The sequence below is a fragment of the Streptomyces vulcanius genome, from assembly GCF_042653945.1.
In the GTDB taxonomy this organism is placed as follows: Bacteria; Actinomycetota; Actinomycetes; order Streptomycetales; family Streptomycetaceae; genus Streptomyces; species Streptomyces mangrovi.
Genome location: NZ_JBHSFK010000007.1, coordinates 220,681 through 236,757, shown reverse-complemented (window position 1 = coordinate 236,757; position 16,077 = coordinate 220,681). Strand labels below are relative to the sequence as shown.

The window sequence follows — 16,077 nt, the reverse complement described above, 5'->3', positions numbered from 1 at the left end:
GTGTCGGCCGAGGCCGTCTTCGACCCCGGCACCGCCGCGACCCGCGCCACCGACGCGATCCTGCGCGACACCCTGCACGGCACCGCGCGCGGGGTGGTCGTGGACTCGCCGCCGGGCGCCGGGAAGTCCACGCTCGTGGTCCGCGCGGCGCTCGAACTCGCCGAGGCGGGGCGCTCGTTGATGGTGGTCGCGCAGACCAACGCGCAGGTCGACGACCTGGTGCTGCGGCTCGCCGAGAAGAACCCCGAGCTGCCGGTGGGGCGGCTGCACAGCAGTGACGCCGACCCGTACGACAAGGCGCTGGAGTCGCTGCCGAACGTACGGAAGTCGGCGAAGGCGGGTGAGCTGGCCGGGCTGCCGGTCGTGATCTCCACAGCCGCCAAGTGGGCACACGTCAAGGTCGACGAGCCGTGGCGGCACGCGATCGTGGACGAGGCGTACCAGATGCGCTCGGACGGGCTGCTGGCGGTGGCCGGGCTGTTCGAGCGGGCGCTGTTCGTGGGCGACCCGGGGCAGCTGGACCCGTTCGCGATCGTGGGCAGCGAGCAGTGGGCGGGGCTGTCGTACGACCCCTCGGCCTCCGCCGTGACCACCCTGCTGGCGCACAACCCTGACCTGCCCCAGCACCGGCTGCCGGTCTCCTGGCGTCTCCCTGCCTCCGCGGCCCCGCTGGTCTCCGCCGCCTTCTACCCGTACACGCCGTTCCGCAGCGGCACGGACCACGGCGACCGCGGTCTCTCCTTCGGCGTGCCCTCGGACGGCTCCGGGCCCGACCGGGTGATCGACGAGGCGGCGGAGTCGGGCTGGGGCCTGCTGGAGCTGCCCGCGCGGCACACGCCCCGCACCGACCCGGAGGCGGTACGGGCGGTCGCCACCGTCGTACGGCGCCTGCTGGACCGGGGTGGTGTGGCGACATCGGAACGCTCCCCGGACCCCACCTCCCTCACCGCCGACCGGATCGCCGTCGGCACCGCGCACCGTGACCAGGCGGCGGCGGTACGGGCGGCGCTCGCGGACCTGGGCGTGGCGGAGGTGACCGTGGACACAGCGAACCGGCTGCAGGGCATGGAGTTCGACGTCACGGTGATCCTCCACCCGCTCTCCGGCCGCCCCGACGCCACCGCCTTCCACCTGGAGACGGGCCGCCTGTGCGTCCTCGCCTCCCGGCACCGGCACGCGTGCGTGGTGGTGTGCCGCGCGGGCGTCGGAGACCTCCTGGACGACTACCCGTCGACCGAACCGGTCCAGCTGGGCACCCTCGTGAAGTTCCCCGACGGCTGGGAGGCCAACCACGCGGTACTGGCCCAGCTCACGGAGCACCGGGTGCCCTGGAGACCTTGAGAGCACCCGCCCGGCAAAAAACGCCGCCACCCCGCTCCCGCCGGGCGGAGTGCTTCTTGCGCGACCAGGGGACAATGGAAGGTGGTCCGCATCCGAACCGTACGAGGAGGACAAGACATGGCGGAGCCCACGCCGCGTCGGAACGAACCGCGGCTACGCCCCGCGCCCCTGCTCTTCGAGCCGGCGGAGGCGGCCGGGGATCCGGAGCACTTCTTCGACCTGGAGTCGATCGACGACCCGGCCGCGCTGCTGTCGCGGGCGACGGAGCTGACGGTCGCGTTCCGGACGGCGGCCGACCGGGCGGTGGAGTTCCAGGCGATGGCGGCGGCCCAGCTCGCCGATCCGCGCCGGTTCGACCGGCTGACGCCGGCGGACATCGCCGCGCGGGCCGAGTGGACCGAGGACTACGCCAAGAAGATGGTGGAGTTCGGGCGGGATCTGCTGCGCGGGGACCGCGAGAACATGGAGGGCCGGGGGCACGTCGACCCGGTCTGACCGCTGCTGCTGGCATATGCCGGGCGGGCAAGATACCTGCCCCGCTACCCGCTTGTCCCGATTTTCCGCGACTCTGTGGAATCGCCCCCTCACGGCCGGTATAGCTGTACGGCATGAGCAGCGCATGTGTCACCGCGGACGGCGCCGCGTGGCTGGCCTCCGCCGGAACGTATCCGCGCAGCGAGCGTCCGCACGGCCCGGTCGTGCTGCCCTGCGGCTCCGTGTTCGACGTCGTCAGCGCGCCGGCGATGTTCGGGCGGCTGATGCTCGACCGGCTGTGGGCGGAGGGGCCGGGGTGCGGTCCGGTGGCCGCGTTCCGGGGGCGGTTGCTGCTGTTCGCGGCGCCGGGCACCGCCCAGCGGCTGCCGTCACTGCTGGAGTGGGAGGAGTGGGGCGCCCGGGGCCGGCGGGACAGCCGTACGGGATCCGTGCCGCCACTGCTGTGCCACGGCACGGGAGACGCGGTGACCGTGCCCGCGCTCACGCCCGACCCGGAGAACGGCTCCACCCGCTGGATGGTCGCCCCGGACACCCGCCACCCGTGGCTGCCGGGCCCGGAAATCCTGCTCTGGGCGGCCGTGCGGGCCGCCCGGGCGGCCCTGCGGATACCGATTCTTCCCCTGGCCGACCAGGATGCTAAGGTCTACGACGTCAGCAGGCGCCGCTAGCTCAGTTGGTTAGAGCAGCTGACTCTTAATCAGCGGGTCCGGGGTTCGAGTCCCTGGCGGCGCACCGACAGCAGAGGCCCTTCGCGGAAGCGGAGGGCCTTTCGCATGCCCCCGGGCACCTCATGCCCCCGGCACCTCGCGTCCCCGGCACCTCACAGCCTCCCCGGTGTGATCTCGATCGTCCACGCGCCGGAGGCCGTACGGTTTTCGGCCTGCACGCGGACGCCGTTCTCGGGGACCGTGAAGGTCTCGCCGAGGGCGACCGGGGCGTCGGCGAGGGGCGGGTAGACGGAGGATTCCCAGCAGGCATCCGTGCGGGGGTGGGCGTCGATCACCTCGACCGGACCCCGGCCGGAGACCGCGGCGCCGCTGACGCGGTAGACGAGGATGCCGGAGCGGCAGGCGGCGGCGTCGTTGCCGACGGGCCCGCGGGCCTCGAAGGCGAGGGCGGTGTCGGCGCCGGTGCGGACGACGGCGAGCTTGGTGCCGTCGCCGAGGCCGAAGGCCGGGGAGCCGGAGTCGCGGATGACCGGCACGCCCGGCCCGGCACCGAGGGGTTCCAGGGTGAGCCGGGTCGGTCCCGGACCCCGTACGCACACCACCTGGCGGGGTTCCAGCCAGCCCAGCTTCCACTTGTGCCAGCCGAAGAGGTCCGGGGCGAGGCCGAACTGGCTGCCCATCAGGTCCCAGTCGCCGACATAGGTGTCCCAGTCGCCCTTGCCGTCGACCGGGCGGTGGTAGAGGTCGGGGAGGTCGAAGACATGGCCGGTCTCGTGGGCCAGGACCAGCCGGTCCGGGGGGTGTTTCTCGAAGACCGTGACGACGCGGCGGATGTCCGTGCCGTCGGCGTGCAGCGGCACGTCCAGGTTGACGACCTTCGTGGCGTCCGAGTCGACGCCGGGCGCGTCCGGGTCGGCGACGAAGTAGACGACGTCGTAGCGGGAGAAGTCGACCTGGCTGTCGGCGGCGGCGAGCGCGTCGCGCAGGTAGGCGGCCCGGTGCCCGGCGTCCCAGTCGCGCTGTATGGCGTACGCGGTGGACGGCTTCGGCATGGGGACCCAGCGCTCCAGCGGGTACGCGTTGAGCGTGAACCGGTCGTAGGAGGCCCGCTGGAAGAAGCGGCTGGTGGCGGGGAAGTGGTCGGCGGCGAGTTCGGCGGGTGAGGTCAGCGGGGGCCAGTCCGGGAAGGACAGGAAGACCATCACCGCGTCGAGGGTGCGGGCGGGGCGGGGGTAGGCGGCGTTCCAGGTGTCGAGGCCCTCGGAGTGGTGGGCGTCGGTGCGCCGCAGGGCGCAGGGCGCGGTGGCGAAGGGTTCGGCGACGGAGGGGCCGGTGGCCAGGGAGGTCGCGGCGAGTGCCGAGAGGGTGGTGAACACGGCCGCGGTGCTGCGCAGTCGGGGTCGCGGGAACATGCTCGGCAATTGCGGCAATCTCAGCGGTCGCGACAGTCGCGGCACGTCAGACCTCCGGAGCGGGCGGCGGGGCGGTTCACGGGACACCGCCACCCAGCCTGGTGGAGTTTGTCGTACTACGCCCTGTTTGCCTGCACCGGAAGAGTGAGGCCGGGGAAAGCGGGCATCAATCTCGACACCCCCGGAATTCTCACGGAACGTCACAAGCGGTCGCCCGCCCGCAGAAGCGGTCCAGCTGCGGGCAGAAACGATCTGTCAGAAGGGTGGGGTGTTCGGGGACACTGGGCAGTGGCTGCGCAAGTCCGGGGGCAGCCTCTATGATCGGCACACTTTCCTGCCAGGACAGCGATCGAGTGCACTGCGGGAGCGAGCGGTGAGCGGAACGTCCCAAGGGCCGACGCCCGCGGCAGACCTCGACCGGTCCGCCGTCACGGAATGTGACAGTCAGGCAGCTATTTGTACCAATTTCCGCGCGGAGGGTCCGACGGAAGGGCCTGGAGAGGCAGAGGGTTCGAGAGAGGCGCAGGGGCCGGGCGAGACCGACCCGCCGCCCTACCGCGCCGTGTTCGCCGCCGCGCCCCTCGCGATGGCCCTCGTCGACCGTGAGGGCCAGGTCGCGGACGCCAACCAGGCGCTGGGTGAACTGCTCGGCGGCGAGGGAACGAGCCTGGTCGGGCGGGTCGCCGCCGATCTGCTGGACCTGGCCTCCGACGCCCGTACCTGGCACGCCTACCGCGAGGTGCTGCGCGGCCGGCAGGCGAAACTGCGCTGCACCCGGCGCCTCAAGCACCCCGACGGCCGCTCGCTCTGGGCGCAGGTCACGGTCTCCCCGCTCGACGACGGCACCCCCGGCGTCCTGCTGTCGGTGGCCGACATCAGCGCCCGTCACGACCTCCAGGCCCGGCTGCGTCACCTCCAGATGCACGACCCGGTGACCCGGCTGCCCAACCGCACCCTGTTCTTCGAGCGGGTGTCGGCCGCGCTGGAGGCGGAGTCGTACGAACAGAGCGGAACCGGCCGGATCGGCCTGTGCTATCTGGACCTGGACGGCTTCAAGGCGGTCAACGACACCCTCGGTCACCGCGTCGGCGACCAGCTGCTCGCCGCCGTGGCGGAGCGGCTGGAGGCGTGCGCGCGGGACGCCGGGCGCAGCCGGCCGAGCGAACCACTGGTGGCCCGGCTGGGCGGGGACGAGTTCGCGCTTCTGGTGGAGGACTCGACGGGGACGGAGCAGCTCGCCGATCTCGCCGAGTCCGTCCTCAAGGCGCTTCAGCCGCCGTTCGACCTGGCCGGGCAGCGGATGAACGTCTCCGCGTCGATCGGGGTCGTCGAGCGGCACGCGGCCGGGACCACGGCGACGGGTCTGATGCAGGCCGCCGACACCACGCTGTACTGGGCGAAGGTGGACGGCAAGGACCGCTGGACGCTGTTCGACCCGGAGCGCAACGCGCATCTGATGACCCGCCAGGCCCTCGCCTCCACGCTGCGGCCGGCCATCGAGCGCGGTGAGTTCCGCCTCGAGTACCAGCCGCTGGTGGGCATGGCGGACGGGCGGCTGCGCGGGGTGGAGGCGCTGGTGCGCTGGGACCACCCCCGGTTCGGAATGCTTCCGCCGAATCGGTTCGTCGCACTGGCCGAGGAGGACGGTTCGATCGTCCCGCTCGGGCGATGGGTTCTGGCCACCGCGTGCCGGCAGGCCCGGCGGTGGCAGCTGGACCGCCCGGACGAGCCGCCGCTGTTCGTCAGCGTCAACGTGGCGGTCCGTCAGGTGTGGGACTCCGACCTGGTGGCGGACGTCGCGGAGATCCTCGCGGAGACCGGGCTGCCGCCGCATCTGCTCCAGCTGGAGCTGACCGAGTCGGCCGTCATGGGCTCGGCGGGCCGGCCGCTCCAGGCGCTCCAGGCGCTGAGCGACATGGGCGTGCACATCGCCATCGACGACTTCGGCACCGGCTACTCCAACCTCGCCTACCTCAGCAGGCTGCCGGTGTCCGTGCTGAAGCTGGACGGGTCGTTCGTGCGCGGTTTCCAGTACGAGGGGACGGGCGCCGCGCCCAACCCGGCGGACGAGGTCGTCGTCGAGGCGATGATCGACCTCGCGCACCGGCTGGGGCTGACCGTCACCGCCGAGTGCGTGGAGACGGCGGCGCAGGCGACCCGGCTGCGCCGCATCGGCTGCGACACCGGTCAGGGGTGGCTGTACTCCCGTCCGGTGCCGCCGGATCGTATCTCCGAGCTGATGAACACGGCGTCCTACGCCGTGGGCAACCCGTAGGCGTCCGCGACCAACTCATAGGAGCGCAGGCGCAGTTCGCCCCGGTGGGCGTGACTGGTGAGCATCAGCTCGTCGGCGCCGGTGCGCTTGTGCAGGTCGTCGAGGCCGGTGCGGACCTCGTCGGCGCTGCCGTGGATGATGTTCGTCGTCCAGGAGCCGACGAACTCCCGCTCCAGCTCGCTGAAGACGTGTGCCTCCGCCTCCTCGGGGGACGGGAACAGTCCCGGGCGGCCGGTGCGCAGCCGGACCATGTTCAGTCCCATCGCCCGCGTCTGCCGCCGGGCCTCGCGCTCGTCGTCGGTGGCGAGCACCGAGACACCGATCAGGGCGTAGGGCTGGGCGAGCGCCTCGGACGGCCGGAAGGACTCCCGGTACAGGTCGAGGGCCGGGACGGTGTTCTGCGCGGAGAAGTGGTGCGCGAAGGCGAACGGCAGCCCGAGCAGACCGGCGAGGCGGGCGCTGAAACCGGAGGAGCCGAGCAGCCAGACCGGCGGGCGGTGCCGGGACTGCACACCGCCGGGCGCGGTCGCCTGCACCGGTCCCGGCACGGCGTGGATGCGGCGGTAGGGGTGGCCGTCGGGGAAGTCGTCGTCCAGGAAGCGGGTGAGCTCGGCGAGCTGCTCGGGGAAGTCGTCGGCGCCCTCGTGCGGGTTGTCGGTACGGCGCAGGGCGGCGGCCGTGGCTCCGTCCGTGCCCGGTGCGCGGCCGAGGCCGAGGTCGATCCGGCCCGGCGCGAACGCCTCCAGGGTGCCGAACTGCTCGGCGATGACCAGCGGCGCGTGGTTGGGCAGCATGACGCCGCCCGAGCCGAGCCGGATGCGGTCGGTGTGGGCGGCGAGGTGGGCGAGGATCACCGCGGGCGAGGAGGAGGCGACGCCCGGCATCGAGTGGTGTTCGGCGACCCAGTAGCGGTGGAAGCCGCGCGACTCCGTGAACCGGGCGAGGTCGACGCTGGTTCGAAGAGCGTCCGTGGCGGTCCGCCCCGAGCCGACCGTGACCAGGTCGAGGACGGACAGGGGGGTGGGGGCGGTGCCGTGTGCGGTGCCGCGGATCTCGTCCGGTGCGCTCTCGTCTGCCGCCACGGGGTCCTCCTGCTTCTCTGGCTTACGGTGTCCAGCACGCCGTAACAGGAGGGAGTCCCCGTTTATTCCCGCCGCTGTCCCGTCCCTCGTCCGCTCCTAGGCCTGCACGATCGGCTCCCGGGTGAACAACGCCCCGAGGCCAGGCGCGTTCACCCTCCGGTCGGTGAGCCGCAGCGCCTCCCAGACGGTGACCTGGGGCGCGGTGAGGACCGGCTTGCCCAGCTCCCGCTCCAGGCCGGGCAGGTCGGCGACCGTGTGGAGCGCGGGGTCGGTCAGCAGGACCGCCTCGGCGTCGGGGCTGTCGGCGGCGCGGGCGAGCGCGAACGGGTCCTTGCCGGAAGGCGTGGAGCCCACGACCTCGAGACCGCCCGCCGTCAGGAACTCCACGGCCTCCCGGGTGTACGCCGACGCGACCGCGACCCGCCGCACCCCGATCTCCCGGGCCGCGTGCACAAAGGCGAAATGGGTGGCGGAGGCAGGCATTCCGGCGGTCGTGGCCAGACCCCGCACCTGCTCCTGCGCGGCTTCCCAGCCCCCTGCGAAACCGTCCTCGCCGCAGGCCCAGACGATCGCCTCGGCCCCCGCGAGCCGGGTTTGCTCGATGGCCTTCGCCAGCCGCTCGGGGTCGTCGTCGGCGTCGGCGAGGTCCGCGCGGACGAGATCCAGCCGGATGTCGCTGCCCAGGAGCTGCTCGATGCGCGGGTAGTCGTCGTCGGCCGAGTGGCCCGGGTGGAGGATTCCGAGTGCGGTCATGTCCGGCCTTCCTGCTGCGGTTCTTCTTCCGGCAGTACCCGGGTACCCCGATCGAGCAGCCCACCGCCCCGATCCTCACCTGGTTGGCGGCGCCGATGTGTTGACGGCCGTGGACCGGGGTGCGAGCGTTGCCCATCTGGGGCGAGGGCGCCCTTCGGGTCTGGAAAGGGCATCGGATGACCGTCCTTCCCGCGCTCCTCGTCCTCGACGGCGATCCCCTCCCGCGCCTCGGCCGTCTCACCGGGCGGGTCCGGGTGCTGCACGCCGACTCGTCGACGCTCGCCGAGCGGCTGCCCGAGGCCGATGTGCTGCTGGTGTGGGACTTCACCTCGCGCGCGGTGCGGGCCGCCTGGCCGGGCGAGGGACCCCGGCCGCGCTGGGTGCACACGGCGAGCGCGGGCGTGGACCATCTGCTGTGCCCGGAGCTGGTCGCGTCCGACACGGTGGTGACGAACGCGCGCGGGATCTTCGAGGAGCCGATCGCCGAGTACGTCGCCGCCCTGGTCCTGGCGATGGCGAAGGATTTGCCGCGCACCTGGCGGCACCAGCAGCGGGGCGAGTGGCGGCACCGGGAGACCGAGCGGGTGCGCGGCACCCGGGCCGTGGTCGTCGGCTCGGGCCCGGTCGGCCGGACCGTCGCCCGCACCCTCAAGGCGCTCGGCGTGAGCCCGGCGGTCGTCGGCCGGGTCCCGCACACCGGCATCCACGGCCCCGAGGACCTGGACCGGCTCCTCGCCCGCGCCGACTGGGTGATCGCGGCGGCCCCGCTCACCGATCAGACGCGGGGGATGTTCGACACCCGGCGGTTCGGCGTGATGCAGCCGAACGCCCGCTTCGTGAACGTCGGGCGCGGCGGCCTGGTGGTGGAGGAGGCGCTCGTACGGGCGTTGCGCAGCCGCTGGATCGCGGGCGCGGCGGTGGACGTCCTCGCCACCGAACCGCTGCCGCCCGACAGCCCGTTGTGGCAGGTCCCGGGCCTGATCGTGTCCCCGCACATGAGCGGTGACACGGTCGGCCGGCACGACGAGCTGGGCGCGCAGTTCGTGGACCTCTTCGAGCGGTGGGCGGCGGACCGGCCGCTGAAGAACGTGGTCGACAAGCGGCGCGGATACGTCCCCGGCCGCTGACGGCTCGCACATTCCCCTCACACGGCGCACCCGCATAACCCGGATGCCTCCGGGTAGCCGCGCCGCCATGGCACCCCCCAACAGACAGTCCGAAAATCGCCGCAACCCCCTCGCCCGCACCACCACACGCCGGTCGCTGCTCGCGGGGGTCGCGGCGCTCGGCGTGCCCGCGGTCGCGGGCTGCTCGCGCGTGGCCACCGCGTCCACGGCGGACGGTGGCGACCTGCTGGAGCGGCTGCGCGCCGCGAAGGTGGTACGGCTGGGGATCGCGGGTGAGATCCCGTTCGGGTACATCGACCGGGACGGGAACTTCACCGGTGAGGCACCCGAGCTGGCGAAGGCGATCTTCAAGCGGCTCGGCGTGGACGGGATCCAGCCCGTGCCGACCGAGTTCGGCTCGCTGATACCCGGGCTGAACGCACAGCAGTTCGATGTCGTGGCCGCCGGGATGTACGTCACCCCCGAGCGCTGCGCGCAGGTGCTGTTCGCCGACCCGGACTACCAGATGCTCGACTCGTTCGTCGTACGCAAGGGCAATCCCAAGGGGCTGCACACCTTCCGGGACATCGTCGAAAAGAAGGCGAAGTACGCCACCGGCACCGGGTACGCGCAGATCGAGCACGCCGTGGCGGCGGGCTATCGGGAGAGCGACATCCTGATCGTGCCCGACCAGGTCGCGGGACTGAACGCCGTGGAGGCCGGACGGGTCGACGTGTTCGCCGGTACGGCCGTGACCATCCGGGACGTGGTGAAGAAGTCAAGCAGGACGGAGGCGACCAAGCCCTTCGCGCCCGTCATCGACGGCAAGCCGCGGGTGGACGGGGGCGCCTTCGCCTTCCGGCTCACCGAGACCCGGCTGCGGGACGCCTTCAACGCCGAGCTGCACAAGCTCAGGAAGAGCGGCGAACTGGCCCGGATCATGCGGCCGTTCGGGTTCACCAAGGCCGAGATGACGGACCTGACCGCGAAGGAGCTCTGCGGCGGATGACCACGGGCCTTTGGGAACTCGTGCTGCGAGGGATCTGGACGACCGTCCAGCTCCTGGTGTTCAGCGCCCTGCTGGGCGTGGTCGTGGCGTTCGCCGTCGGGATCGCGCGCACCCACCGGCGGTGGGCGGTCCGCTTCCTCGCCGGCTGCTACACGGAGATCTTCCGGGGCACCTCGGCGCTGGTGATGATCTTCTGGGTGTTCTTCGTGCTGCCGCCCGCCTTCGGCTGGCAGCTGGTGCCGATGTGGGCGGGCACCCTCGCGCTCGGGCTGACCTACGGGGCGTACGGCGCGGAGATCGTGCGCGGGGGGCTCGCCGCGGTCGACCCGGCGCAGCAGGAGGGCGGGGTCGCGCTCGGGTTCACGCCGGGGCAGCGGATGCGGAAGATCCTGCTGCCGCAGGCGGTGCCGGAGATGATCCCGCCGTTCTGCAACCTCCTGATCGAACTCCTCAAGGGCACCGCCCTGGTGTCGGTGATGGGCATGGGCGACCTGGCCTTCAGCGGCAACCTGGTGCGGCTCGCGCTCCAGGAGAGCGCGGAGATCTACTCGTACGTCCTGATCGTCTACTTCGTCATCGCGTTCCTGCTGACACGGCTGATGCGAGGACTTGAGCAACGGCTGAAGGCGGGGCTGCGATGACCATGGATTGGGACTGGGACGCCGTACGGGACTTCATGCCGCTGTTCTGGCAGGGGCTGCTGGTCACCCTCCAGGCGCTGGCGCTGGGCTCGCTGATCTCGTTCACGCTGGGGCTGGTGTGGGCGCTGCTGATGCGGACGCCGACGCGGTGGGTGCAGTGGCCCGTCGGGATCGTCACGGAGTTCGTCCGGAACACCCCGCTGCTGGTGCAGCTGTTCTTCCTCTTCTACGTGCTGCCGGAGTGGGGGCTGACCCTGTCGGCGATGGCCACCGGGGTGCTCGCCCTGGGGCTGCACTACTCGACGTACACGATGCAGGTCTACCGGGCCGGCATCGAGGCGGTGCCCGCCGGCCAGTGGGAGGCGGCGACCGCGCTGAACCTGTCCCGGGGCCGGACCTGGCGGGCGGTGATCCTGCCGCAGGCGCTGCGCCGGGTGGTGCCGGCGCTCGGCAACTACGTCATCTCGATGCTCAAGGACACACCGATGCTGATGGCGATCACCGTGCTGGAGATGCTCGGCCGGGCCCGGCTCTTCTCCCAGCAGCACTTCCGGTTCACCGAGCCCCTGACGGTGATCGGCGTGGCCTTCATCGTCGTCTCCGCCCTCGCCTCCTTCCTCCTTCGCACCCTGGAGCGACGCCTTGTCCGTTGAATTCACCGACGTCACCAAGCGCTTCGGCGACCATACGGTCCTCGACCACCTGGACTTCACCGTCAAGGCCGGCAGCCATGTCACCCTGATCGGGCCCTCCGGGTCCGGCAAGACCACCATCCTGCGCATGCTGATGACCCTGACCAAGCCCGACTCCGGCACGATCACCGTGGACGGGGACCAGCTGTTCCCCGCGCCGGAGAAGCAGGTCCGCGAGGTCCGCAAGAAGATCGGGATGGTGTTCCAGCAGTTCAACCTGTTCCCGAACATGAGCGTGCTCAGAAACCTCACCGAGGCGCCCGTCACCGTGCTCGGCCTGTCCAAGGACGAGGCGGAGGAGCGGGCGCGCGAGCTGCTGGAGATGGTGGGGCTCACCGACAAGGCCGACGCGAAGCCGTCCCGGCTGTCCGGCGGGCAGCAGCAGCGGGTGGCCATCGCGCGGGCGCTGGCGATGCGCCCGCAGTTCCTGCTGCTCGACGAGGTCACCTCGGCGCTGGACCCCGAGCTGGTCGCCGGGGCCCTGGACGTCCTCAGGGACATCGCGCGCGGCACCGACATCACGATGCTCTGTGTGACCCACGAGATGAACTTCGCCCGGGACATCTCCGACCAGGTGCTGATGTTCGACGCGGGGCGAATCGTCGAATCGGGGCCGCCGGAGAAGATCTTCAACGACCCGGAGGAGGAGCGGACCCGGGAGTTTCTCAGCGCGGTGCTGTGAGAGTCCCTGGTCAGCGCGGTGCCATCGCGGCCGTTTTATAACAGATTCTCGTCAACACCCCCTCCGCGGTTCCCGGTTGGCCGTATCGTGGAACTGATCCGCTGTCAGACGCACGGCCGGAAAGCGACCGCAGGGAGACAACCGTGGCGCTCAAGCACGAGCCGACCGCGCCGTACCACTCGGTCCAGGACGCCCTGCGGGTCCTGGAGACGGTGGCCCGGCGCTCCACCGGTGTCTCCGACACCGAGCTCGCCCACCAGACCGGACTGCGCACCGACCGGCTGGCCGCGCTGCTGCGCATGCTGCGCCGCGAGGGGTACGTCGAGCAGCTCGCCGACGGCGTGTACACCACGGGAGACGCGCTGACCCGCCTCGGCGCGGCCCAGGGACACCGGCAGGCGCTGCGCGACCAGCTCCAGCTCACCCTGGACCGGCTGCGCGACTCGATCGGCGCGGCGGTGTACGTCAGCCGGTACGTGGACGGCGAGGTGACCGTCGCCCACTTCGCCGACGGCCCCGCCACCCCGTCCGTGCACGAGTGGTTCGACTTCCGCCGCTCCGCACACGCCACCGCGCTGGGCAAGAGCCTGCTCGGCCAGCTCGATCACAACGGCCGGCGCGACCATCTCTCCCGGCACCGGATGACCCGGCTCACCTCGCGCACCATCACCAGCGACAAGCTGCTGCTCTCCCGCCTGGAGGCCCAGCCGCCGACGGTGCCGGTGCTCGACCTCCAGGAGTACGCGATCGGCACGGTCTGCGCGGCCGTTCCGATCACCGCCGGCAGCTCGGTGGGCTGCCTCGCCCTGTCCCTGCCGGTCGAGCACGCCCACCGCCTGCGCCAGGCCGCGGACGCCCTGAACAGGAACGCGGCGCCGGTGCTGCTCTCGCTCGCGATCTAGGTTCTCCGCGAGGTCACTACGGGGTCGCTACGAACCGGAACTCCGGGCCGTAGCGGTGCTGGGGGTCCTTGGGCAGGGCCATCGCCATCAGCTTGATCGCCGGATCCTTGAGGGCGAACATGTGGCCGACCGCCTCGCCCATGTGCCGGTCGGCGTCCTCCGGCTTGTCCTGCTGCCAGGTCTCCTCCAGCGAGTGCAGCATCTTGCTGAAGGCCATGTTGCCCTTGTCCAGCTCGGCCCTCGCGGTCGCGTCGGGGACGGTGTCCGGGTTGTTCGCCCAGCCGCCCTTGGGCACCTTGCCCATCGGGTGGGCGTTCGGCATCGGGATGGGGTCGCCCTGGAAGTCCCACATCGGGGGCGTCTCCTGGACCTTCTTCAGCTTCCGGCCGCGGAAGATCTCCCGGAAGACGTAGTAGTGGGACAGTTCGCCCTCGTAGCCGGGGAACGGGTTGTCCGGCGTCTTGTCCGTCCCCTCGCCCTGCTCCTTGATGATCTCGATCGCCTTCTCGGCGTCGGCGAGGCTCGCGATCGCGAAGAGGCTGTTGCCCTCCCCGTGGTGCCCCATGCTCCTGATCACCTGGCGCGTGCCCTTGATCTCGCCCTGGTGCACCCTGAAGGCCTCCTGGATCGCGGTGTAGAAGGCCCCGATCGACGTGTACGTCTCCTCGTCCGCGAACTGGGCGAGCGGCTCCTCGGGCGCCTCGATCTGCGAGTACATCTCGGCCGAGTCCTTCGTCAGCCCGCTGAGGTAGACCTCCAGCTCGGGATAGATCTTGGGCCGCACCCCGCCGGGCAGGGGACAGGGGTACGGCGCCAGGACGCTCTCGTCGGCGAGGCGCGGACTGCCGCCGATCGTGGTCAGCATGTTGCAGACGTGCCCGAGGTGAGACATCTCGTCGAAGATGATCGCGCGGATGGCCGTGGCCGCCGCCTTCCCCGAGTCGGTGTCCTGGATCACCGACCAGTAGCCGCAGAGATAGGGCGGCAGGGTGGCGAGTTCCAGCATGATCGCCTGCTGCAGCGCGTTCTTCAGCCACGCCAGGGAGCGCTGCTCCGGCGGTGTCTGCATCAGCTGGACGATTCCGTCACTGCTGTAGTCGAGCTCCACGGTGGTCACGGTGTGCCCCTTTCGATCGGAAGTGCGAGTGCTGGGGTCACCACCATCGAGCGGGAAACGGCATCCGCATGTGACCTACGACTATGCGACCGCGTGGTTCACCCGCCCGGAGGTGCGCACGCCCCCGCCCCGCCGACGGTCCGGAGCACTTCTCGCGACCGGGTATTATTTTCTCTGTCGCCGGCCGCCGAAGGGTGGAAGGCGGGAGTCATGCGCCGCTAGCTCAGTTGGTTAGAGCAGCTGACTCTTAATCAGCGGGTCCGGGGTTCGAGTCCCTGGCGGCGCACAGTGGAAGGGCCCCTCGTCGACACGAGGGGCCCTTCGGCGTCCTCGGCGGTCAGCCTGCGGTACGTCCGCTCCCCCGGCGGACGCCACCACACCGGGTCGGCGCAGCCGACGCCCTCGCGCCGCAGCAGCGCCCGGTGGATCTTGTTCGTGGCGGTGACCGGCATCCGCTCCATCACCCGTACGAACCGGGGCGCCATCTTCGTCCCCAGGTCCGGCTGGGCGCGCAGGAAGTCGGCGAAGGCGCCCGGCTCGAAGTCACCGGCGACAGCCGCCATCACCTGGTCCCCGGTGACCGGGTCCGGCACCGCGTACACGGCGACGGCGCGGGCGCCCTCGTACCGGGCGAGGATGTTCTCGATCATCGCGGCGGCCAGGTTCTCGCTGTCGACGCGCAGCCTGTCGTCGGTACGGCCCGCGAAGTAGAGGTAGCCGTCGGCGTCGCGGTAGAACAGGTCGCCGGTCCAGTAGAGGCCGTCGCGGCGGCGTTCGGCCTCGGCGCCGGGGTTGCGCCAGTACCCCTCGAAGGGGTTGGGCCCCCGGTTGACCAGCTCCCCTATCGCCGCCTCCCCGTTCAGCAGCCGGCCGACGTCGTCGAAGACGGCCGCCGGACACTCCGCCCCCGTCTCCTGGTCGAGGACGACAAGGCCGGGCCGCGCCCGTCCCACCGCGCCCGGCGGGGTGCCCGGCGTCCACTGCACGGCGGCCCCGCCCTCCGAGGAGCCGTACCCCTCCACCAGCGGCACCCCGAACCGACGTTCGAAGGCCGCCGCGTCCACCACGCCCGCCTCGGTCCCGAAGCCGAGCCGCAGCGCGTGGTCCCGGTCGTCCGGCCCCGGCTCGGTGGCCAGCAGGTACTGGACGGCCCGGCCGACATAGGTGAAGTACGTCGCCCGGTAGCGCCGTACGTCCGCCAGGAACCCGGAGGCCGAGAACCGCCGCCGCAGGGCCACGCCCGCCCCGGCGGCCAGCGCGGGCGCCCAGTCGGCGATCACCGCGTTGCCGTGGAACATCGGCATGCAGACGTAGTGCACGTCGTCCGGCCGGACCGAGAACTGCGCCGCCAGCGCGCGCCCGGCGGCGGCGAGCCTACCCTGGGTGCAGATCGCGGCCTTGGGCGCGCCGGTCGAACCCGAGGTGAAGTAGAGGAGGACGCGGTCGGCGGGGGCGGCCCGGGAGGGATCGGGGCGGGCGCCGGCGTAGGGCGCGAGGAGGGCGTCGTACTCCGCCGTGCCGGTCACCAGGATCCGGACTCCGGGCAGGTCGAGGCCGCTGAGGAGCGGCAGATGCACCTGCTCGGTGATCAGCAGGCAGCACTCGGTGTGCAGGATGTCCCGGGCCAGTTCGGCGCCCCGGCGGGTCGGGTTGATCCCGGCGACGGCCGCTCCGGCGAGCGCGGCGGCGGACAGCCACAGCGGGAACTCCGGGGTGTTGTCCAGCAGCACCCCGAGGTGCGGCGGACCGCCCGGCGGCAGCAGATCGGCGAGCAGCGCGGCGCGGACGGCTGCTCCGGCCGCGACGTCGTGATGGCTGAGGAACCGGTCCTCGCACCACAGCCCCGGCCGGTGGTCACCCCACCGCGCCGCTACGAGTTCGGCGACGGACTCCATGAGCGCG

15 protein-coding genes and 2 tRNA genes are annotated in these 16,077 nt (G+C 71.8%); 12 read left to right on the top strand and 5 right to left on the bottom strand.

Annotated features, from left to right (window positions below):
* From ACFPIH_RS13350 to ACFPIH_RS13335, 4 genes are all read left to right on the top strand, one after another.
* Complete coding sequence (locus ACFPIH_RS13350; RefSeq protein ID WP_381170730.1) at window positions 1-1,341, top strand: AAA domain-containing protein; 1,341 nt, start codon at window positions 1-3, stop codon at window positions 1,339-1,341.
* Between the two features lie 117 nt (window positions 1,342-1,458).
* Window positions 1,459-1,836 (top strand): hypothetical protein, encoded by a 378-nt coding sequence (locus tag ACFPIH_RS13345; protein ID WP_381170362.1) that lies wholly within the window; start codon window positions 1,459-1,461, stop codon window positions 1,834-1,836.
* A gap of 113 nt (window positions 1,837-1,949) precedes the next feature.
* Window positions 1,950-2,504, top strand: coding sequence for a hypothetical protein (locus ACFPIH_RS13340; protein ID WP_381170360.1), 555 nt, complete (start codon window positions 1,950-1,952; stop codon window positions 2,502-2,504).
* Window positions 2,495-2,568: transfer RNA gene (locus ACFPIH_RS13335), tRNA-Lys, on the top strand. Before ACFPIH_RS13340 ends, ACFPIH_RS13335 begins: the two co-directional genes overlap by 10 nt.
* A gap of 88 nt (window positions 2,569-2,656) precedes the next feature.
* On the opposite strand, the gene ACFPIH_RS13330 is transcribed toward ACFPIH_RS13335, so the two are convergent.
* Window positions 2,657-3,916: a M6 family metalloprotease domain-containing protein gene (locus tag ACFPIH_RS13330; protein WP_381170358.1), complete on the bottom strand. Its 1,260-nt coding sequence runs from the start codon at window positions 3,914-3,916 to the stop codon at window positions 2,657-2,659.
* Window positions 3,917-4,289: 373 nt separating this feature from the next.
* Between ACFPIH_RS13330 and ACFPIH_RS13325 the strand changes: the two genes are divergently transcribed.
* Complete coding sequence (locus tag ACFPIH_RS13325) at window positions 4,290-6,191, top strand: putative bifunctional diguanylate cyclase/phosphodiesterase (RefSeq protein ID WP_381170356.1); 1,902 nt, start codon at window positions 4,290-4,292, stop codon at window positions 6,189-6,191.
* Here ACFPIH_RS13325 and ACFPIH_RS13320 read toward each other — a convergent pair.
* On the bottom strand, window positions 6,170-7,273 hold the full coding sequence (locus ACFPIH_RS13320) for an LLM class flavin-dependent oxidoreductase (protein WP_381170354.1): 1,104 nt from the start codon (window positions 7,271-7,273) through the stop codon (window positions 6,170-6,172). The genes ACFPIH_RS13325 and ACFPIH_RS13320 overlap by 22 nt on opposite strands.
* Before the next feature lie 96 nt (window positions 7,274-7,369).
* Window positions 7,370-8,026: an aspartate racemase/maleate isomerase family protein gene (locus ACFPIH_RS13315; protein WP_381170352.1), complete on the bottom strand. Its 657-nt coding sequence runs from the start codon at window positions 8,024-8,026 to the stop codon at window positions 7,370-7,372.
* A gap of 176 nt (window positions 8,027-8,202) precedes the next feature.
* Between ACFPIH_RS13315 and ACFPIH_RS13310 the strand changes: the two genes are divergently transcribed.
* The 6 genes from ACFPIH_RS13310 (at window position 8,203) to ACFPIH_RS13285 (ending at window position 13,058) form a co-directional block, all read left to right on the top strand.
* Window positions 8,203-9,153, top strand: coding sequence for a D-2-hydroxyacid dehydrogenase (locus tag ACFPIH_RS13310; RefSeq protein ID WP_381170350.1), 951 nt, complete (start codon window positions 8,203-8,205; stop codon window positions 9,151-9,153).
* 67 nt (window positions 9,154-9,220) lie between these two features.
* Window positions 9,221-10,141 carry an ectoine/hydroxyectoine ABC transporter substrate-binding protein EhuB gene (gene ehuB / locus ACFPIH_RS13305; protein WP_381170348.1) on the top strand — a complete coding sequence of 307 codons (921 nt, stop codon included), beginning with the start codon at window positions 9,221-9,223 and terminating at the stop codon, window positions 10,139-10,141.
* Window positions 10,138-10,782 (top strand): ectoine/hydroxyectoine ABC transporter permease subunit EhuC, encoded by a 645-nt coding sequence (gene ehuC / locus ACFPIH_RS13300; protein ID WP_381170346.1) that lies wholly within the window; start codon window positions 10,138-10,140, stop codon window positions 10,780-10,782. The genes ehuB and ehuC overlap by 4 nt, the downstream gene beginning before the upstream one ends.
* 2 nt (window positions 10,783-10,784) lie before the next feature.
* Window positions 10,785-11,435: an ectoine/hydroxyectoine ABC transporter permease subunit EhuD gene (ehuD, locus tag ACFPIH_RS13295; protein WP_381170728.1), complete on the top strand. Its 651-nt coding sequence runs from the start codon at window positions 10,785-10,787 to the stop codon at window positions 11,433-11,435.
* Entirely contained in the window at window positions 11,425-12,156 is a 732-nt protein-coding gene (gene ehuA / locus ACFPIH_RS13290; protein WP_381170344.1) for an ectoine/hydroxyectoine ABC transporter ATP-binding protein EhuA, read from the top strand. The genes ehuD and ehuA overlap by 11 nt, the downstream gene beginning before the upstream one ends.
* Before the next feature lie 143 nt (window positions 12,157-12,299).
* A complete protein-coding gene (locus ACFPIH_RS13285; RefSeq protein WP_381170341.1) occupies window positions 12,300-13,058 on the top strand; it encodes an IclR family transcriptional regulator in 759 nt (252 codons plus the stop codon).
* A gap of 16 nt (window positions 13,059-13,074) precedes the next feature.
* Here ACFPIH_RS13285 and ACFPIH_RS13280 read toward each other — a convergent pair whose 3' ends face one another.
* A complete protein-coding gene (locus ACFPIH_RS13280) occupies window positions 13,075-14,175 on the bottom strand; it encodes a ferritin-like domain-containing protein (protein WP_381170339.1) in 1,101 nt (366 codons plus the stop codon).
* Between the two features lie 212 nt (window positions 14,176-14,387).
* Here ACFPIH_RS13280 and ACFPIH_RS13275 point away from each other — a divergent pair.
* Window positions 14,388-14,461, top strand: a tRNA-Lys gene (locus tag ACFPIH_RS13275).
* Here ACFPIH_RS13275 and ACFPIH_RS13270 read toward each other — a convergent pair.
* Window positions 14,427-16,070 carry an AMP-binding protein gene (locus ACFPIH_RS13270; protein WP_381170337.1) on the bottom strand — a complete coding sequence of 548 codons (1,644 nt, stop codon included), beginning with the start codon at window positions 16,068-16,070 and terminating at the stop codon, window positions 14,427-14,429. The genes ACFPIH_RS13275 and ACFPIH_RS13270 overlap by 35 nt on opposite strands.
* Between the last annotated feature and the right edge of the window lie 7 nt (window positions 16,071-16,077).